Here is a 16240-nt window from a genome sequence, read left to right as displayed (position 1 = left end):
GGCGCAGGATTCGCGATTTTCGCTGAGCCGTCAGTCGCCGTTCGTGGATGGAGCACCTGGAGCAACGCCTCCCGCCCTTCCGCCACGTCCCTGATCACGAGGAGAGACCGTGAACCCCCTGACTGTTCTTCGCACGTCCGGCACTCGACCGTCCCGTCTGCGCTCCACCGGCCTCCATTCGGCCCGGCTGCGCGAACTCGCTGGTGCACTCGCGGCCGTGGCCGGTCTGAGCTTGCCGTCCAGCGCCCTGTCGGCCGCAGGGGCCGTGCTGGTGGTCGACGACTTCGCCGGGCCTGGGGTCGACTTCACTTCGATCCAGGCCGCAGTCAACGCCAGCGGTCCCACGGACACGATCCTGGTCCGCACCGGCAACTACACAGGCTTCGTGGTGAACGCGAAGACGGCGACGATCGTCGCCGATTCGGCCAACGTGCAGGTCCAGGGCGTGGTCGAGGTCACGAACATCGCCGCCGGCCAGAAGGTCGTCCTGCACGGCCTCCGGATCACCTCGACCTTCGGCACAGCCCTCGAGCTGACGACCTGTGCTGGCCCGGTCTGGATCGAGGACTGCGCGATCGACAGCTCGGGCCTGCCGGTGTTCCAGATCAACGACGGCGTGCGCCTGACCGGCGCGGCCGCGGCAGTCATCAGCGCCTGTTCGATCGTCTCCAGCGGCGACGGCACGGGCGGAATCGGCGGCGGCAACGGGCTCCTGGCGCAGAACTCGAATCTGCACCTCTACGACACCACGATCGTCGGTGGCGCCGTGATCGGCGGCGTGCCCGGAAGTCCGGGCCTGTCGATGATCAACGGCTTCACCTTCGCATCGGGCTGTCAGTTCTTCGGCGGGGACGGCGGCGCCGGGACGCTCCAAGGGACCTTCCAGATCTGCACCGACGGCGGAGCCGGGGGGCCCGGGATCAGCCTGACCACGGTCAGCAGTTCCCCGCCGGCGACGCTGGTGCTGCTCGACACGGATTCGAGCGGGGGCAACGGCGGCGCGCCAGGCGGACCAGCCTGCGTCAGCGGTTCGAACGGCCCGTCCATCTCGACCGATGGAACGAGCGTCGTCACCGACCTCGGCCTGAACCTTGCCGCGCGCCACTACACGATCACGTCGCCGGTGCGCTCGGGTGAGACCGGCCTACTCGAGTTCACCGCGACCCCCGGCGAGCTGGCCTGGGCGATCTTCTCGGTCGACACCGCGCCCCTCTACTTCCCGGCCTTCACGGGATCCCTGGGCCCCGCGGCGCCGCTGATCTTCGTCTTTGCCGGCCAGGTCCCGGCCGGAGGCACCTTGGCGCTGCCCGTGAACATCAGCTTGCCGGCGGGCGTGCCCTACGCCCTGGCCTACGAACAGGGGCTGTTCTTCAGCCTCGAGGACGAGTTCGTGCTGGGAACGCCGCGGGCCGGTTGGGTCCTGGCGGCCGGCCTCTGACGGGTCGGCTCGCCGCCATCGCAGCGGGCCGCCGGCGTCGGCACGCCGGGCGGGCGAGTTTTCTGGCGGTCCGTTGTCGGCCTCCCGCGCTCGATTGCGCAGTCAGGGCGAATCCCTTCCGTCGGCGATCGCGGCGACGGGCGGCAACCCAAGGAGAAATTCCATGCTCGATCCCCTCTTCCGATCGGCGGCCCGTAGCGCGTCGGCGGCGACCACCTTGACCCTCGCGGCGGCCGTCCTCGGCGCAACCGCGGCGACGTCCAGCGCGACGGCTGCCCCCGCCGCGGCGCTCCGCGCAGCCGGCAACGTCCTGGTAGTGGACGACGACGGCGGCGCGGGTGTCGACCACACCGACCTGCAGGCCGCAATCGACGCCTCCGGCGCCGCCGACACGATCCTGGTCAAGGCCGGCACCTACGGGGCGATCGCCATCGACGGCAAGACCGTCTCCGTCGTGGCCGACACCTTCCCGGTACTGATCAGCGGCCAGAGCTCGATCCAGAACGTTGGGGCCGGACAGAGGGTCGTGCTGCGCGGCCTGTCGTTCAGCTACGGCTTCGGCACCTCATTGACCCTGGGCGCCAACTTCGGGCCGGTCTGGCTCGACGCCTGCAGCGTCTACAGCGAGGGCACGCCCCTGTTCCTGCCGGCAGTCGGTATGGTCGTCGGCTCCTGCGACGCGCTGGTCCTGAGCGACTGCAGCATCGCGTCCGGCGATGCCCCCTTCGGAACCGTGGGAGCGGGGGTCGAAGGCCTGACCCTGAACGGATCGACGGTCCACCTCTACGACACCGTCGTCAGCGGCGGCACGCCCTTCGAGGGCTTCCCGGGTGGCGCCGGGCTGCTGGCCTCCGGCTGCGAGCTCTTCGCCTCGGGCTGCACCTTCAACGGAGGTCCAGGCGGGATGGGCGACGACACCGGCAACCCCTTCGCGCCCTGCACCGACGGTGCGGCGGGGGGCGTGGGCCTGCGCCTCGCGGGCAGCGCCAGCGACGTGACCCTGCTCGACACCGCGATCGCGGGCGGGGCGGGCGGCGCCGCGGGCGGTTCCAGCTGCAGCGCCGGCAACCCCGGCGCGGCGACGTCGATCGAGGTCGGGAGTCCGCCGGCCGACCTTGGCCTGACCTGGCCCGCGCGCCACTACGACATCCCCTCGCCGATCCGCTCGGGTCAGGTGGGCCTGCTCGAGCTGACGGCCACGCCCGGCGAGTTGGCCTGGGCGATCTTCTCGGTGGACACCGCGCCGATCCCCTTCCCGGCCTTCAAGGGCTCCCTCGCCCTGGCCGGCCCGCTGATCTTCGCCTACGCCGGCCAGGTGCCCGCGGGGGGCACCCTGGCCGTCCCGGTCAACATCAACCTGCCCCCCGGCGTGCCCTACGCCCTGGCCTACGAGCAGGGGCTGTTCTTCAGCCTGGAGGACGAGTTCGTCCTGGGGACGCCGCGGCTGGGCTGGGTGCTGGCGTCCACCTTCTGAGTTTGACGCGGGAGTGCGGAGCCGACCTGTCGCGGCAACGATCGGAGCTCGGACCGCCGCCGCCGACGCGGCACGTGACGGCACCCATGGCAGCGGGGTCGCACCCGGGTCCCTCGGACCCCGGCGCGACCCCGCTGAGCGTTCGCGACGGCTGAGGCAGCGGGCTCGCTCGGACTCGTGACCAGCACTCCGCTCGGGGACTCAGGGGCGCGACGTTCGTCGACTCGGGGATCGAAAATTCAGCTGCCTTCACCCAGGCTATGGACGGCCCCAGTTCCGCTGGCCCCGCCCGGCCACGGCGGCGGCGCGGGTCCGGTGCGCGTCGGATCCGGGACGGCCCTCGCCTCGCTCAGCTTCTCGGCCGAACCGTGCAGCAACCCTACGCGTCCACGAGGGCTCGAGCGCCCAAGTGCGTCCACCCCCCCCCAACGCGACCCCTTCCAACGTGACCCTCCCGATACTCTTCGCAGCCCTCCAGTCCGGTCAACTCTGGGTCGTCGATGACGAGCTGGCGCACGGCGCGGACTTCGCTCAGATCACCGAGGCCTTGGCCGTCGCCACCGACGACGACGCGATCCTGGTTCGCGAAGGCGTCTACGACAGCTTCGAGCTGATCGACCGCGGTGCGCGGATCTTCAGCCTGGCGAACGAGCGGCCGGTGGTGCTGGGCACAGTCAAGGTCCGCGGCCAACGGGCGGGCCAATCGGTGGTGCTCGACGGCCTGCGGGTCGTCGCCGGGGGTGTGGGTCTGCTGATCGACAACGCCCAAGAACCCGTCTGGCTCGAGGATCTGCTCGTCCAGGTCTACCCCCAGTTCCACGTGCCCCTCCCGGCGCTGGTCGTGTACGACTGCGCTGACGTCGTGATGGCCGCCGTCCACGTGGGCCCGGCCCTGGAGTCGACCGACGTGGGCACCGGCGGCGCGCAGGTGACCGACTCGGTGCTCCACATCTACGACTCACACTTCGAGGCATCGGCGTCCGCGTCTGCGACACCCGTCCCACTGCCCGGCATGAGCGTCGGCGGCAGCGTCGTCTTCGCCTCGGGGACGACCTTCGTGGGGGCCGATGGCTGGTCCGCGGCCCTCGACGGGCTCGGCGCCTGTACGAACGCGGGGGACGGCCAGCCGGGACTGATCGCCCTATCGAGCAAGCTATTGGAGTCCGAGGTCAAGCTCATCGACTGCACCTTCGTCGGCGGCGAGGGCGGCCTGGGCTTGGGCAGCTGCCCCGCCGGAGAGGTGGGACCGGCCCAATCGATCGCGCCCGAATCGTCGGTGGCCGAGCTCGAGGTCCAGTTGGGGGCCCGCAGCTACGACGTGACGAGTGTGATCGGCCAGGGACAGACCGGTCAGATCCACTTCCAAGGCTCGCCCGGCGAGGTCGTGGCCAACTACATCGGCCTGATGCCGAACCCCGTCTTCCAGGCCGACGTGAAGGGCTCCTTCGGCGCCCTGGGTTCGATCCTGGTGTTCCAAGCCGGCGTCCTCGACGGGCACGGTCAGCTGACCCAGAACCTCCAGTTGGTGCTGCCCCACGGCTTCTCCTACCTCGACCTCTACGCCCAGGGGATCTTCGTCAGCTTCGTCGACGGGATCGTCCTCGGAACGCCCCGCGCGGTGCTCTTCGCGGCCCCGTGACGGGTTCGCTGACCCACGAAAGATCGGCGCCAGGGTAGTCGAACGGGGGAGGCGTCCGGCTCGCGGCAACGGCGACGCAGAAGCGATCACGCGCAGCTGACCGAGGGGCGTGACCCAAGCGACGCCTTGCCGACGGAGTCGACCGAGGAGCACGAATCCCTCCACGCCGCGCCGGTGGATGCCGCCTTGGCTCGCGGCACGCACGGCGCGGAGCCAGCGGAGGCACCAAGGGTCTCAGCCCTTGCACGGCTCCGCCGTCGGGCAAGGGCCACGGGCCCGAACCGCCGCCGCGCCCAGCGCGTCGACGGATCGGGCTCTTGCCGGCTCGCGGCCTGCGATCAGTTCGGGCGCAGCACGCGACGACCGCCCTCGGGCGGACGATCGCCGCCAGGACGGCGCTTGCCGCCCGAGGATGAAGAGCCTCCGCTGCGATGGCCGCGGGCGTCGTCGCGCTTGCGCTCGTCGCGACGATCGGGGCGTCCGCCAACCTGGCGGTCCTGCGAGCCTCGTCCCGCCGCTCCACGCCCGGTGAGGTTCGGTCCGTGGAAGCCGGTCTTGCGGCCGCCCTCGCGCGGCTCGTCACGCTCGTCCCGACGCCTGGCGCCGTAGCGACCGGTCGCCTGGGTGCCCGAGCGCCCCGGGCGAGCTTCGCCCCGATAGTCAGGGCGATCGTCCTTGGGGTGGTGGCGTCGATGATCGAAGCGCTGACCTGCCGAGCGCTCACCACGCTCGTCCGTTCGATTGCCGCGACCTGCTCCGCCACGCTCGCCGAACCCGCCACCTTGGGCACCGCCGCGCCGGTCATCCCGGCGATCGCCGGAGCCGGAATCGCGCAGGTCGGGACCAGCTCCTGTCGCCGCACGCTGCGAGTGACGCGCCGAGCCGCGGCGATGGCCGCCCGTGTCCTGACCGTTGTTCCAGGGACCGGTCGCCCTCTGTTCCGTGTGGCCCCGCCCGCGCGGGCGTTGCGCGCGCCCGCGGCTGCCGCCGCGATCACCGCCGCCGCGATCGCTGCTCCCGCGACGCCCGCCGCGTTGCTCGCGCTGGTTCGAGTCGCGTTCGTTCTCGACCCAGTGGATCAGGCCCTGGACCTCTCCGCGGGTGAGCGGGCGCCACTGGCCGGCCTTGATGCCGCGGTCGTCGATCGACCCGATGCGCGTGCGCTTGAGGTCGGCGACCTTGTAGCCAAGGCGTGCGAAGACCCGGCGAACCTCGCGGTTCTTGCCCTCGAGCAGGGTCACGAGCAGCTTCGACTGGGTCGCCGAACGCTGTTGCACCAAGACCCGCGCGCCCGCGGTGCGGCCCTCGGCCAGGAACACGCCCTCGCGCACCTGTTGGACGGCGTCGTCGTCAATGCGACCCAGGAGCTTGACCAGGTAGGTCTTCGGCACCCCATAGCGCGGGTGCATGATGCGGTGCGCGAAGTCCCCGTCATTGGTCAAGAGCACCAGTCCGATGGTGTCCTCGTCCAGCCGCCCGACAGTGTAGATGCGGCCTTTCTTGCGGTCGGTGATCAGGTCGATCGCCCTCGGCTTGGCCTCGCGCTCGTCGTTGGTGCAGACCACTCCCGACGGCTTGTTGAGCAGGTAGTAGCGGTGGCGCACCTGCTCGGGCTTGAGAATCACCCCGTCGACCTCGATCCGCTGCACGGCCGGATCGATCTTGGTGCCCAGGTCGGTGACGATCTCGTCGTCGACCATGACCTTGCCCTCGGCGATCAGTTCATCGCTGCGGCGCCGCGACGCGACGCCGTGGGAGGCGAGGTACTTGTTGAGCCTGACCAGGATCGGCTCGGGGCTCTCGACGTCGGCGTCATCGCCCCTGTCGACGTAGCCCTTGTCGCCGTCCGCCTCGTCAACCGGGGGGAACGCGTCGCGCGGCGAGGGTTGGTTGCCGCGCGAGGGCGACCTCTCGGAGCTGAGTCCGGAGGTGGGGAACTGCTTGCTGGGCCGACGGTCCCCGCGGGGTCCGTCTCGGTGCCCATCGCGGCTCTCACGAGCAGGGCGATGCATGGCGAATCTCTTGTTGTCGGAAACGATGTCGGAGGGGCGAGGGTCCGGACGTCGACACGGATCGCGTCGCGCCCGGTGGGCTCACCCGGTGGCTTGAAGCTGGACCAGGTCCAGGGCTTCGTCGCCGAGGGGCTCGAACCGGTGGACGCCACAGGCGGCCGGAACGAGCAGGGTGTCGCCTCGACCGATGTCCGTGCGCTGCTCGCGACCCTCGTCGAGGGTCACCAGCACGCCCGCCCCGGAGATGGCGACGTAGATCTGAAACTGGTCCGCGGTGTCGAGCTCGGCGGGTGCGGTCACGCGCAGACGGCTCATCCCGAAGTAGCGGCACCGCGCTAGCGGGGCCATCTCGGCGCCGGTCACGTGGGGCAGGAAGACCTCCCCGACCGGCGGGCGAGGGCTCAAATCATACCGCGTGGACTGGGCGGCCTGGGCCACGTGTTGGGACCGGGGTTGGCCTGTCGCTTCGTCGACTCGGTCCCAGTCGTAGATGCGCCAGGTCGTGTCGGAGTTCTGCTGCACCTCGAGCAGCTGCACCCCCGCGCCAATGGCGTGGATCGTGCCTCCGGGGACCATCAGGGCCTGGCCGCGTTTCACCGGCCACCAGGCCAGGTGCTCGACGATGGCAGCACTGCCCATGGCGGGCTCCACGGCAGCGCGCTCCGATCCGGGCTTCAACCCGCACCAGACGCCCCCCTCGGGCCCGGCGTCGAGGAAGTACCAGGCTTCAGTCTTGGCCTCGCTGGTCCCGCCCTGGGCCAGGGCCCCGGCATCGTCCGGGTGGACCTGGACGCTGAGGTTCTCGGCCGCGTCCAGGAACTTGACGAGCAAGGGGAAGCGACCGTCGGGGGTCGGCTTCGAACGGCCGAGCAGGTCTGCCCCGTGATCGCGGACGAGTTGACCCAGGGTCCGACCGTCGAAGGTCCCGCCGACGACGACCGAGTTCACGTCGGCGCGGTCGACGAGCTCCCAGGTCTCGCCGATCCTCTTGCCGGCCGGTAGATCGATCCCGAGCACTCGCTCGAGCGAACGGCCGCCCCAGACAGACTTCTCGACGTACTCGCGCCGAAAGCGCAGGGGTTCGCGAAGGTTGGCCAAGATCGGAAGGAGGGTTCGTGGGCTTCGCAGATCCCGCTCCACCGAAGAGGTAGGACTGCGAGGAACGACGACGGGCCGCGGCATTCTAGCCCGTCGGTGAAGGCGCCCCAGAGCATCGCCAGCCACGATTGAGCCCGCATCGGCACCGAGTGCCGACCGGAAGGGGCGAGACGGCCGCCCTCCGCGACCCGACCGAAGCCCCACCCGCGACCCGACCGAGGCCCCACCCACGACCAGGTCGAGGCCCCACCCACGACCAGGTCGAGGCACAGCCAAGGACCTTCCTCGACCTCAAACGGCGACCGCGTCGATGAGCCGCCGAGCCTCGGCCTGGGCCGTGGCCTGCTCTGCGCCGCCGGCGATCATGTCCGCGACCTCCGAGACCCGCGCCTCGCCCTCGAGCATGGCCACCGCGGTCCGGGTCCGGCCCCGCCGCACGGCCTTGCGAACGACCAGGTGTCGGTGGCCGCAGGCAGCGATGGCCGCGAGGTGGGTCACGCTGAGCACCTGGTGGTGCAGGCCCAGGGCCCGCATGTGCTGGCCCAACTCGGGACCGAGCCGCCCGCCCACGCCGGTGTCGATCTCGTCGAAGACCAGAGTTCGGGGCTCTTCGCATCCGGCCAAGGCCGAGCGCAGGGCCAGCATGACCCTGGCCGCCTCCCCGCCCGAAGCCACGTGCCGCAGCGGTCGCGTGGGTTCACCCTTGTTCGCTGCGAGTAGAAAGTCGACCCGGTCGGCGCCGCTGGGACCGAACAGCGCCCGCAGGTGCTCGAAGTCCGGACCATCGGAATCGCGGCCGCTGCGCGGCTCAGCCGATGCGCGCAGGGCTTTGGATGAGTGCAGAGCCTTCGATGAGTGCAGAGCCTTCGATCCGGATTTGCCGGCCGAATTCGCCCCGGCCTCGGCACTCGCGACCAAGGTCAGCGCCCCTGCAGCTGCGCCCTGGGCCCGATTGGGCTCCACAGCGACCTCGAAGGTGGCGTGTCCCAGGCCGAGGCTGGCGAGGGATCGCCGCACGCCCTTGGCAAGACGCGGCGCCAGCCGGCGCCGCGCACGCGTCAGCTTGTCGGCCTCCTCCCGCACGACCTCCAGGGCCTCGTCGCGGGCGCGAATCAGCTCTTCGAGGCCGCCCTCCGCCTCTTCCAGCTCGGCAGCTTCGGCCGCCAGCTCGTCGAAACGCACATCGAGCCGCGCCGCTTCGACCCCGTGCTTGCTCGCCAGACGCTCGATCTCCGCCAGCCGCCCCTCGACCTGGTCGAGCCGACGGGGATCGAGCTCCACCGAGTCGACGAAGGAGATCAAGAGGGCTGTCGCCTCCTCGAGGTGGATCTGGGCCGCACCCAGCTCCTCCGCCGCGTCCGAGAGCTCGACCACCTTGTCAGCCCACTCGGCCACGCCTCGGGCCGCGCCGCGCAGCCGGTCGAGGGCCGGCAGCTCGCCTTCGCTCAACCCGTCGAGCCACGCGCGCAGGTCGCGCTCGAGGCCCGAAGCGTGGCGCAGGCGCGCGCGCTCCGCGCGCAGGCGATCGGTCTCCCCGGCCTCCAGGCCCAGTGCTTCGAGCTCGCCCACCTGGAAGCGCAGGAACTCCAACCGCTCCCGCCGCTCGCGGCGCCGGCCGAGGTGATCCTCGATCTCGGTGGCCAGGGCCAGCCAGCGCCGCCGCGCCTCGCTGTAAGCCGCCCGCGCGCGACCGGTCGACTCCCCGGAGGCGTCGAGCAACTCGAGCTGGTGCTCCGGCTCCAGCAACCGCTGATGGGTGTTCTGTCCGTGGATCTCGACCAGCATCGCCGCCAGCTCGACCAGGGCCCGGCGCGTGACCGGACGGTGGTTGATCCAAGCCCGCGTCCGCCCGCCGACTTCGAGGCTGCGCGAGAGCAACAGTTCGCGCTCCCCGGTCACCCCGGCCTCGTCGCGCCACTCCTCGAGGAAGGACGGCAACTCGGTCGTGACGAAAGCCTCGATCCTGCGCGCCAGGGGCCCCTCGGGGACCACGAAGCGCCCCTCGACCTCGGCTCGATCGCTGCCCGACCGCACCCAGGTGGCCGCCCCGCCCTTGGGCCGCTCGCCGAGCAGGAGCTCGAGCCCGGTCACGATCAAACTCTTGCCCGCGCCAGTCTCACCGGTGATGGCGTTCAACCCGGGACCGAACCCCAGGCGCGCCTCTTCGATCAGGGCCAGGTTGCGAACAGTCAAGTCGACGAGCATGGCGCGCTCCGTTGGACCGCCCGGATGGGCCGTCCCGTTTGGTCAGGTCGGTCGGACAAGGAGTCGCCCGAGCCCTGCCCACCGACGCATCCCCCGCGCCGCCGGCCGCGATGCGAGGGAGTCGAGGGTGCCGAGGCCCCTCCCCAGCACCTGGAGCCCGCGCGGAAGCTGAGCCGCCCGAAGGCGGCACCACGCGGTTCCGATGGGTGGTGGTGTCGTGCGCTGGGTCGGGGCCTCGGCCGGGCAGAAACCCGAACGAGCGCCTAACCTAACAGAACCCGACCGGGTCCCGTCAACCCCCCGCGCGCGATTCTTTCCAACGGCGAGTGGGGCGGACGCAGAAGAGTGTCAGCACCACCAGCCCCAGGAAGCCCACGTACCAGGGCCGGAAGGCCTCCTCGGGGACGTCGAAGAACAGCACGTCGCGGGCGATCCGCGCGACGAAGCCGATCTCTTCCGGGGCCTGCCCGGCCGCGACGCGCAGGTCGTACTCCCAGATCGTCAGGGGGCAGGTCACCCCCGCGACGGCTTCGGCCGCAACCAGGGCGATCGCCGCCAGGTGCGCCAGTCGGAAGAGCGGGCTGCGGACCCAGGCCCAGCCACGCCACCAACCCACCAGGATCAACCCCAGCCCGACGACCACGAACAGGACGTAGGCCAGGTGGGCGACGACGATCAGATCAGCGAGGAGGACGCGCACGGCGCCCGATCCTACGCAGACCCCGGCCCATCCTGTCGACCTCGGGGCGCCGGTCAGCGCCCGTCCGCCGCCTGCCACTTGGCGCGCAAGGCCTCGAGGGCCCCGTGCGCCGGTGCCGGCATCGGGCTGGCGAGGGCCCGTTCCAGCTCGGAGTAGGCCAACTCGACCGCGCCCTTGTCCCGGGACTCGATGGCCCGCGAGGCGTGCAGCACGCAGCCCTCGTTGATCGACGGTTCGATGCGCTCGAGCTCGACGATCTCGCACCAGGGCTCGCCGCCGAACTGCTCGCACACGTCGAGGGTCACTGCGAAGCGCTCGTGGGCGCGAGCGTTGCGGAGCACGAAGTCGGCGGTCGAATCGCGGCGCGTGAAGAGGAAGGGCGCGGGGCTGAGGTAGTCCGCGGTGACCCAGGGGAACTGCGTGTCGCTCCAGGCGCTGATGCGAGCGAAGTGCGAGGGCCCGAAGCGTCCGATCTGGGCCTGCCACGGCTCGTCGTAGCTGGAGAGTTGGATCACGGTCCGCACGCGGGTCCCCAGGTGCCGAAGGGGCCTGTCGCGCAGGACGCTGAGGTCGATCGCGACAGGCTCTGCCTGGGGCGCGTCGGCCGGGATCGGCCCGTCGGTGGCCAGGGCCCCGGCGATCCAGGCCAGGGAGAGGCTGGCGGCGGCCAGGAGGGTGCGGGTCGGGCGCAACATGGCCGCTCTATCGACCCCCACCGCCGGGGTGCCTGAGCGCCGCCCGGCCTGCTTCCCGTCAGCGCCGCTGGAGGTACCAGACCGCCTGGTCGCCGTGCTCGCGGACCGTGTGGGCCAGGTCCGCGGGGATGTTGGCGGGGGTCAGCGCGCCCCGCGGCACGTGCAGGACGATCAGGCCCTCCTCCTCGAGCGGGCCCGCCGCCAGAGCCTCGAGGGCCGCCAGGACCTTGGTCCGGCCGTCCGTGGCGCGAATCATCGGGAAGGGCGGGTCCAGGAGCACGAGGTCGAAGGGCCCCGGCCCCCACAGGCCCGGCTCGACCGCGTCCCCGGCGACCACGGTGCAGCGCTCGCCGCCGCCCAAGAGAGCGATGTTCTGCTCAAGGGTCTCCCGCGCCTCACGGCTGATCTCGAAGAAGCGCACGCTCGCCGCGCCGCGGCTGAGCGCCTCGAGCCCCAACGACCCGGATCCGCTGAACAGGTCGAGCACCCGCCCCCCGTCGAGCCAGGGCCCGGCGATCTGGAACATCGACTCGCGCACCATGGCCAACATCGGCCGCGTGGCATGTCCCTTGGGGGCGCGCAGTGCGCGCCCACGGTGCTCTCCGCCGAGGATCTTCACGGCGCGCAGGATAGCGCGGAGCCGCGTCCTAAGATCGTCGCCATGAACGAAGCGCCCGCCCCCCGCCTCCACGTCAACTGCGACCACGTGGCCACCGTCCGCCAGGCCCGCCACGCGGCCTTCCCCGATCCGGTCGAGTGGGCCCTATTGGCCGAGGGCGCCGGGGCCCAGGGGATCACGGTGCACCTGCGCAAGGATCGCCGGCACATCCAGGACCACGACGTGCTGCGCATGCGACGGGCGATCGGGACGCTCTTGAACCTGGAGTTGTCCCTCGACCCCGAGATCATCGCCTTCACCCTCGAGTGCGGCGCGGACGAGTACTGCATCGTCCCCGAGAACCGCCAGGAGGTCACCACCGAGGGCGGCCTCGACGTGGTCTCCGAGCGCGCGCGCCTGTCGAGCCTGATCCCGCGCCTGGTCGAGACCGGCGGCGCGGTGAGCCTGTTCGTCGATCCGGACGAGGTGCAGCTCGAAGCCTCCGCCGAGCTGGGCGCCCAGTTCGTCGAGCTCCACACCGGCACCTACGCCAACGCCGCCGGCGACGAGCAGCAGCGCGAGCTGGAACGCCTGCACCGCGCCGCCGCCAGGGGCGTCGAGCTGGGCCTGCGCGTCAACGCGGGTCACGGGCTCGACTACCAGAACGTCAAGCCGGTGGCCGCGATCGAGCAGGTCGAGGAGCTGAACATCGGGCACTCGATCGTCGCCCGCTCGCTGATGGTCGGCGCGGCGGCGGCGGTGCGCGAGATGCTGGCGCTCGTGCGAGCGGCGCGCGGTTGAGCGGCCGCCCGGCCGGGGTCAATCCAGAATGGCCAGGTTGAACTCGGCCCGGACGGAGAGGTGGAGCGTCAGCTCCTTCTCCCCTTCCATCACCCCGGCAAGACCCTCCAAGCCGATGCCGTAGTTGTACTTGGCCACGAGTTGCCCGCCCTCCCAGACCCAACGGATGCAGGTGGGCGTCTCCGACTTGTCGTCTGCAGTTCGCTCGAGCACGAGTTTCACTCCCGCGAGCGCGAGGATCTCGTTGCATTGCTTCACGAACGCGCGCGCCTTCTCGCGGAACTTGCTTTGCACGGCCGCGGCGCCCTCGGAGAGATCCACTGCGAGAGTCCCCTTGCGCGAGGACAGCTGAACCAGTGCCAGGTAGACGGCCTGGTTGCTGGAGAACAGCTTGGCTCGGTCCCGCTTCAATGCAGCGAGAAGGTCCGAGTCACCAAACTCCTCGGTGAGGACCACGTTCTCCCGCTTCTTCGCTTCACGCGGGAAGTCAAGGAGGAGCGAACAAGTGTACTGACTAGCAACTTCAGTCATGGATTCGAAAGGTCGGGGTAGGTCTTAGCGGGGTAGCTCGTGCCACCCAATTGGTGCACGCAGCGCAGTTCACTCGAGAGGAATGACGCACCGGAATCCGATGCCCATGTCGATCTGGTCCGGCGGAGCAAAACCGAGTTGCGTGAGCAGAAGGGGCTCGAGGACGTCGCGCGACGTCGACCAACGAGTGCCGATGATCCCCTGCATGTGTAGCGATGCGATGCCCTCGATGGCGGGATCGACCGGAGCGGCCTCGCAGGTCCACTCCTGCACCCCACCGACGAGGTTGGTCAAGCCGAGCGGGCCGAGCGGCTCGCTGCCCCCCGGCACGACGTAGCGCACGAAGGCCGCGGCTTCGCGCACCGGGGCGATCTCGCCGTCCGAGTCGAGCAGCGCCGGTCCGCCAATGGCCAGGTCGTCGACGCGATCCGTCGCGAGCAGCTCAGTGAACCATTCCTCCTCTGCGCCGAGCGCCGCGGCACACCACTCCACCCGCCGCGGCAAGCGCTTGCCATGGGCCTCGGCGAAAGCCCGCGCTTCCCCGTAGCTCAGCGAAGTTGCGGGGAGTTCGCGCCAATGCTCGGGAGCCGTCGACCGAATCCGGCGCGACCAGGCCTCGCCGCGCCCTGGACTCTCGGCCTCGAGCCAGTCGTAGTACTCACCGCTCGACACCGGCGAGCGGTCAATAAGGAACGCGCCGTGTGCGACCGTCTCCACGATCGGGCCCATCTCACCCGGAGCGCCGTCGACGATCGGACCGAGGCGCGTCGCGTAGGTGGCCTGGCCGCGCTCTATTGCGACCATCCCCTCCCTGGACGGAAGCGTGGCCGCGTCCGGCACCAGGACCAGAGCGCTATCCCCGGCGGCCAAGGCGCGATCGAACTCGAACCTCGAGTCGCCGACCTCGACCACGAACCAGTAGGCCCCGGGGTCCAGCCTCACCTGCCGCGACCCGCGCAGGTCGATGGAGCGGCCCGTGGGTTCGCGCAGGCGCGGCAGGGACCCCGCTCGTTCGACTTCGACCCTCGCGGTCGCACCGCTCGCCAGCTCGAATGCAACCGCAGCCGTGCGCCCGAGGTAGGCCGCTCGCACGTTCTGCGCGAACAGCCCGGAAGTGGCGAGCAGGGCCACCGTCGAGGCGATCGCGATGGTCCCTCGCCGTCGCCGCAGACCTCGCCCAACGCGGCGCCGGATCGGCTCCGATTTGGCCCTTACCGGCTGTCCCTGAGCGAAGCGGCGCAGGTCTGCGGCGAGGTCCAGGGCCGATTGGTACCTGTCGTCCCGCTCCTTTCGCAGCGCCATCATGCAGACCGCATCGAGGGCACTCGGGATCCCCGCCTGCACCGCGGACGGTGGCCGTGGGTCGTCGCGGTCGATGCGGCGCAGCGTGTCGGTGACGGACGTTCCCCGGATCGGCGGCCGGCCGGTGAGGAGGTCGTAGAGCATCGCGCCAGCCGAGTAGATGTCGGTGCGGAAGTCGATCAGCGAGCGGCGCGCCCGAGCCTGCTCGGGACTCATGTAGTCGAAGGTGCCCGCGGGCAGTCCCGACTGGGTCAGCCGGTCGAGGTCGACGAGCTGCGCCAGCCCGAAGTCCACGATCCGGGGCCTGCCGTCGACGCCGACGAGCACATTGCCGGGCTTGATGTCCCGATGGACCACGCCCTTCTCATGGGCGGCGGCCAGGCCCTCGGCCACGTCGGCCATGAAGCGCGCGACCGCTCGGTGGCGCTCGACTCCTGCCCCCCCCAGGCGCCCGAACAGCTCATCGGCTGCGTCAGCCACGGAGCCTCCGGGCACGTACTCCATGGCGAAGTACAAGAGTCCCTGGTCTTCGCCGGCGGTGATGACGCGGGCGATCGCGGGGTGGTGGATTCGGCTGGCGGCGATTGCCTCGCGACGAAACCTCTCCACGGCGACACGGTCCACGCGCCGGATCGGTGGCAGGACCTTGAGGGCCACGCTGCGCTCGAGGGCCGGTTGGCGGGCGAGGAACACGACGCCCATGCCGCCACGGCCGAGCTCGCGCTCGATCTCGAACTCGCCCAGGACCGCGCCCGTGAGGTTGCCCCCAAAGGCTTTACCCAGTGCAGCGGGGGCGCTGGGAGCGGCGAGGAAGTCCTCCGGCAGGTCCACTGCGAGGAGTTGATCAAGCTCCTGGCGCAGGGCCGTGTCCTCGCCACAGGCCTGATCGAGAAAGGCCAGGCGCTCGTCGCCCTCGAGGTCACGCGCTCGATCGAAGATCGCCTGCAGCGCCTCCCAAGAATCTTCCTTGGCCCCCATCAGCTCAGACGAGTCCGGAGCCACGCTCGGGTCAGCTCCCACTTGCGACGGAACGTCCGCTCCGGCAACCCGAGCAAGGACGCCGCCTCAGCCTTGCTGACCTGGGCGAAGTAGATCAGGTCGACGGCGCGCGCCATTTCCGGACTGCGAAGCTCGAGCTCCTCGAGCGCCGCGTGCAGGGCCTCCAAATCCATATCGCCATCCTCGAAGCTGCAGGCCACGGCGTCCAACGGATAGTCGACGATCACACCGGCCCGCTTGTCGGCCGCCTTACGTCGCGCATGGTCGACCAGCGCATGCCGCATGGCCGTGGCAGCGCAACGCAGGAAATGCTGCTCGTCGACGAAGCCCGCCTCCCGACTGCCACCCAAACGGAGGTAGGCCTCTCCGATCAGGGCGGTCGCCTGGAGGGTGTGTCCGGGGGCCTGCCCAGCCATCGCCCGGACCGCGAGCTGCCGGAGCTCGGTCCGCAGCAGCTCGAAGAGCGAGACGTCGTCGATCGGATTCATGTCGGATGTCCGGGGAGGGTGTCGCACAACAGGCGCAGACCCGTCGCTGGGTGATTCAACGCAGGGCCGGGCGGGACCGGCCAGAAAGTCGTTCGAAAACTCGGCTGGAGGCTCCCTCGGCTCCGACAGCCAAGGAGCGATCCCGTGCGTCGAACCCTCGCGATTGAACGCTCGCTCCGGCACGACCGGCGCCACGACCCGATCGGCACGCTCGCGGTGGCCGAGGATGCCCGACGCCGAGCCGGTCACCCGCCCCGATG

General features: G+C 70.7%; 13 protein-coding genes. 4 read left to right on the top strand and 9 right to left on the bottom strand.

Going from position 1 to position 16240, the window contains the following annotated elements; translation table 11 throughout:
* The first annotated feature begins 109 nt into the window (after positions 1–109).
* The 3 genes from Pla133_RS03635 (at position 110) to Pla133_RS03625 (ending at position 4551) form a co-directional block, all read left to right on the top strand.
* Positions 110–1438 (top strand): right-handed parallel beta-helix repeat-containing protein, encoded by a 1329-nt coding sequence (locus Pla133_RS03635; protein ID WP_145062536.1) that lies wholly within the window; start codon positions 110–112, stop codon positions 1436–1438.
* A gap of 163 nt (positions 1439–1601) precedes the next feature.
* Positions 1602–2912 (top strand): right-handed parallel beta-helix repeat-containing protein, encoded by a 1311-nt coding sequence (locus tag Pla133_RS03630; RefSeq protein ID WP_145062534.1) that lies wholly within the window; start codon positions 1602–1604, stop codon positions 2910–2912.
* 445 nt (positions 2913–3357) lie between these two features.
* On the top strand, positions 3358–4551 hold the full coding sequence (locus Pla133_RS03625; protein ID WP_145062532.1) for a hypothetical protein: 1194 nt from the start codon (positions 3358–3360) through the stop codon (positions 4549–4551).
* A gap of 338 nt (positions 4552–4889) precedes the next feature.
* Here Pla133_RS03625 and Pla133_RS03620 read toward each other — a convergent pair whose 3' ends face one another.
* From Pla133_RS03620 to rsmD, 6 genes are all read right to left on the bottom strand, one after another.
* On the bottom strand, positions 4890–6563 hold the full coding sequence (locus Pla133_RS03620) for a pseudouridine synthase (protein ID WP_145062530.1): 1674 nt from the start codon (positions 6561–6563) through the stop codon (positions 4890–4892).
* An 81-nt stretch (positions 6564–6644) separates the two neighbouring features.
* Positions 6645–7661 carry a type I phosphomannose isomerase catalytic subunit gene (locus tag Pla133_RS03615; RefSeq protein ID WP_419192092.1) on the bottom strand — a complete coding sequence of 339 codons (1017 nt, stop codon included), beginning with the start codon at positions 7659–7661 and terminating at the stop codon, positions 6645–6647.
* Between the two features lie 291 nt (positions 7662–7952).
* Positions 7953–9866 carry a DNA repair protein RecN gene (gene recN, locus Pla133_RS03610; protein ID WP_145062526.1) on the bottom strand — a complete coding sequence of 638 codons (1914 nt, stop codon included), beginning with the start codon at positions 9864–9866 and terminating at the stop codon, positions 7953–7955.
* Between the two features lie 292 nt (positions 9867–10158).
* Complete coding sequence (locus Pla133_RS25890; protein WP_419192091.1) at positions 10159–10566, bottom strand: DUF2784 domain-containing protein; 408 nt, start codon at positions 10564–10566, stop codon at positions 10159–10161.
* 53 nt (positions 10567–10619) lie between these two features.
* Entirely contained in the window at positions 10620–11261 is a 642-nt protein-coding gene (locus Pla133_RS25885) for a hypothetical protein (RefSeq protein ID WP_419192090.1), read from the bottom strand.
* A 58-nt stretch (positions 11262–11319) separates the two neighbouring features.
* On the bottom strand, positions 11320–11880 hold the full coding sequence (gene rsmD, locus Pla133_RS03600) for a 16S rRNA (guanine(966)-N(2))-methyltransferase RsmD (protein ID WP_419192089.1): 561 nt from the start codon (positions 11878–11880) through the stop codon (positions 11320–11322).
* A 42-nt stretch (positions 11881–11922) separates the two neighbouring features.
* On the opposite strand from rsmD, the gene Pla133_RS03595 reads away from it, so the two are divergent.
* On the top strand, positions 11923–12660 hold the full coding sequence (locus Pla133_RS03595) for a pyridoxine 5'-phosphate synthase (protein ID WP_145062519.1): 738 nt from the start codon (positions 11923–11925) through the stop codon (positions 12658–12660).
* Between the two features lie 18 nt (positions 12661–12678).
* Here the strand turns inward: Pla133_RS03595 and Pla133_RS03590 are convergent, their stop codons facing one another.
* From Pla133_RS03590 to Pla133_RS03580, 3 genes are all read right to left on the bottom strand, one after another.
* Entirely contained in the window at positions 12679–13191 is a 513-nt protein-coding gene (locus Pla133_RS03590) for a hypothetical protein (RefSeq protein ID WP_145062517.1), read from the bottom strand.
* 69 nt (positions 13192–13260) lie between these two features.
* Positions 13261–15471: a bifunctional serine/threonine-protein kinase/formylglycine-generating enzyme family protein gene (locus tag Pla133_RS03585; protein ID WP_145062515.1), complete on the bottom strand. Its 2211-nt coding sequence runs from the start codon at positions 15469–15471 to the stop codon at positions 13261–13263.
* Positions 15471–15980: an ECF-type sigma factor gene (locus Pla133_RS03580; RefSeq protein WP_145062513.1), complete on the bottom strand. Its 510-nt coding sequence runs from the start codon at positions 15978–15980 to the stop codon at positions 15471–15473. The genes Pla133_RS03585 and Pla133_RS03580 overlap by 1 nt, the downstream gene beginning before the upstream one ends.
* Positions 15981–16240 lie beyond the last annotated feature (260 nt).

The organism is Engelhardtia mirabilis, assembly GCF_007748095.1.
Taxonomy (GTDB): Bacteria; Planctomycetota; UBA1135; order UBA1135.
The sequence above is the reverse complement of the archived record's forward strand: the minus strand, read 5'-3'. Positions and strand labels throughout refer to the sequence as shown.

What these genes read in the sequence shown, in the direction of transcription:
- Pla133_RS03630 (WP_145062534.1), top strand. Translation starts at nt 1,602, where the DNA reads ATGCTCGATCCCCTCTTCCGATCGGCGGCCCGTAGCGCGTCGGCGGCG.
- Pla133_RS03620 (WP_145062530.1), bottom strand. Translation starts at nt 6,563, where the DNA reads ATGCATCGCCCTGCTCGTGAGAGCCGCGATGGGCACCGAGACGGACCC.
- recN (WP_145062526.1), bottom strand. Translation starts at nt 9,866, where the DNA reads ATGCTCGTCGACTTGACTGTTCGCAACCTGGCCCTGATCGAAGAGGCG.
- Pla133_RS25885 (WP_419192090.1), bottom strand. Translation starts at nt 11,261, where the DNA reads ATGTTGCGCCCGACCCGCACCCTCCTGGCCGCCGCCAGCCTCTCCCTG.
- Pla133_RS03595 (WP_145062519.1), top strand. Translation starts at nt 11,923, where the DNA reads ATGAACGAAGCGCCCGCCCCCCGCCTCCACGTCAACTGCGACCACGTG.
- Pla133_RS03590 (WP_145062517.1), bottom strand. Translation starts at nt 13,191, where the DNA reads ATGACTGAAGTTGCTAGTCAGTACACTTGTTCGCTCCTCCTTGACTTC.
- Pla133_RS03585 (WP_145062515.1), bottom strand. Translation starts at nt 15,471, where the DNA reads ATGGGGGCCAAGGAAGATTCTTGGGAGGCGCTGCAGGCGATCTTCGAT.
- Pla133_RS03580 (WP_145062513.1), bottom strand. Translation starts at nt 15,980, where the DNA reads ATGAATCCGATCGACGACGTCTCGCTCTTCGAGCTGCTGCGGACCGAG.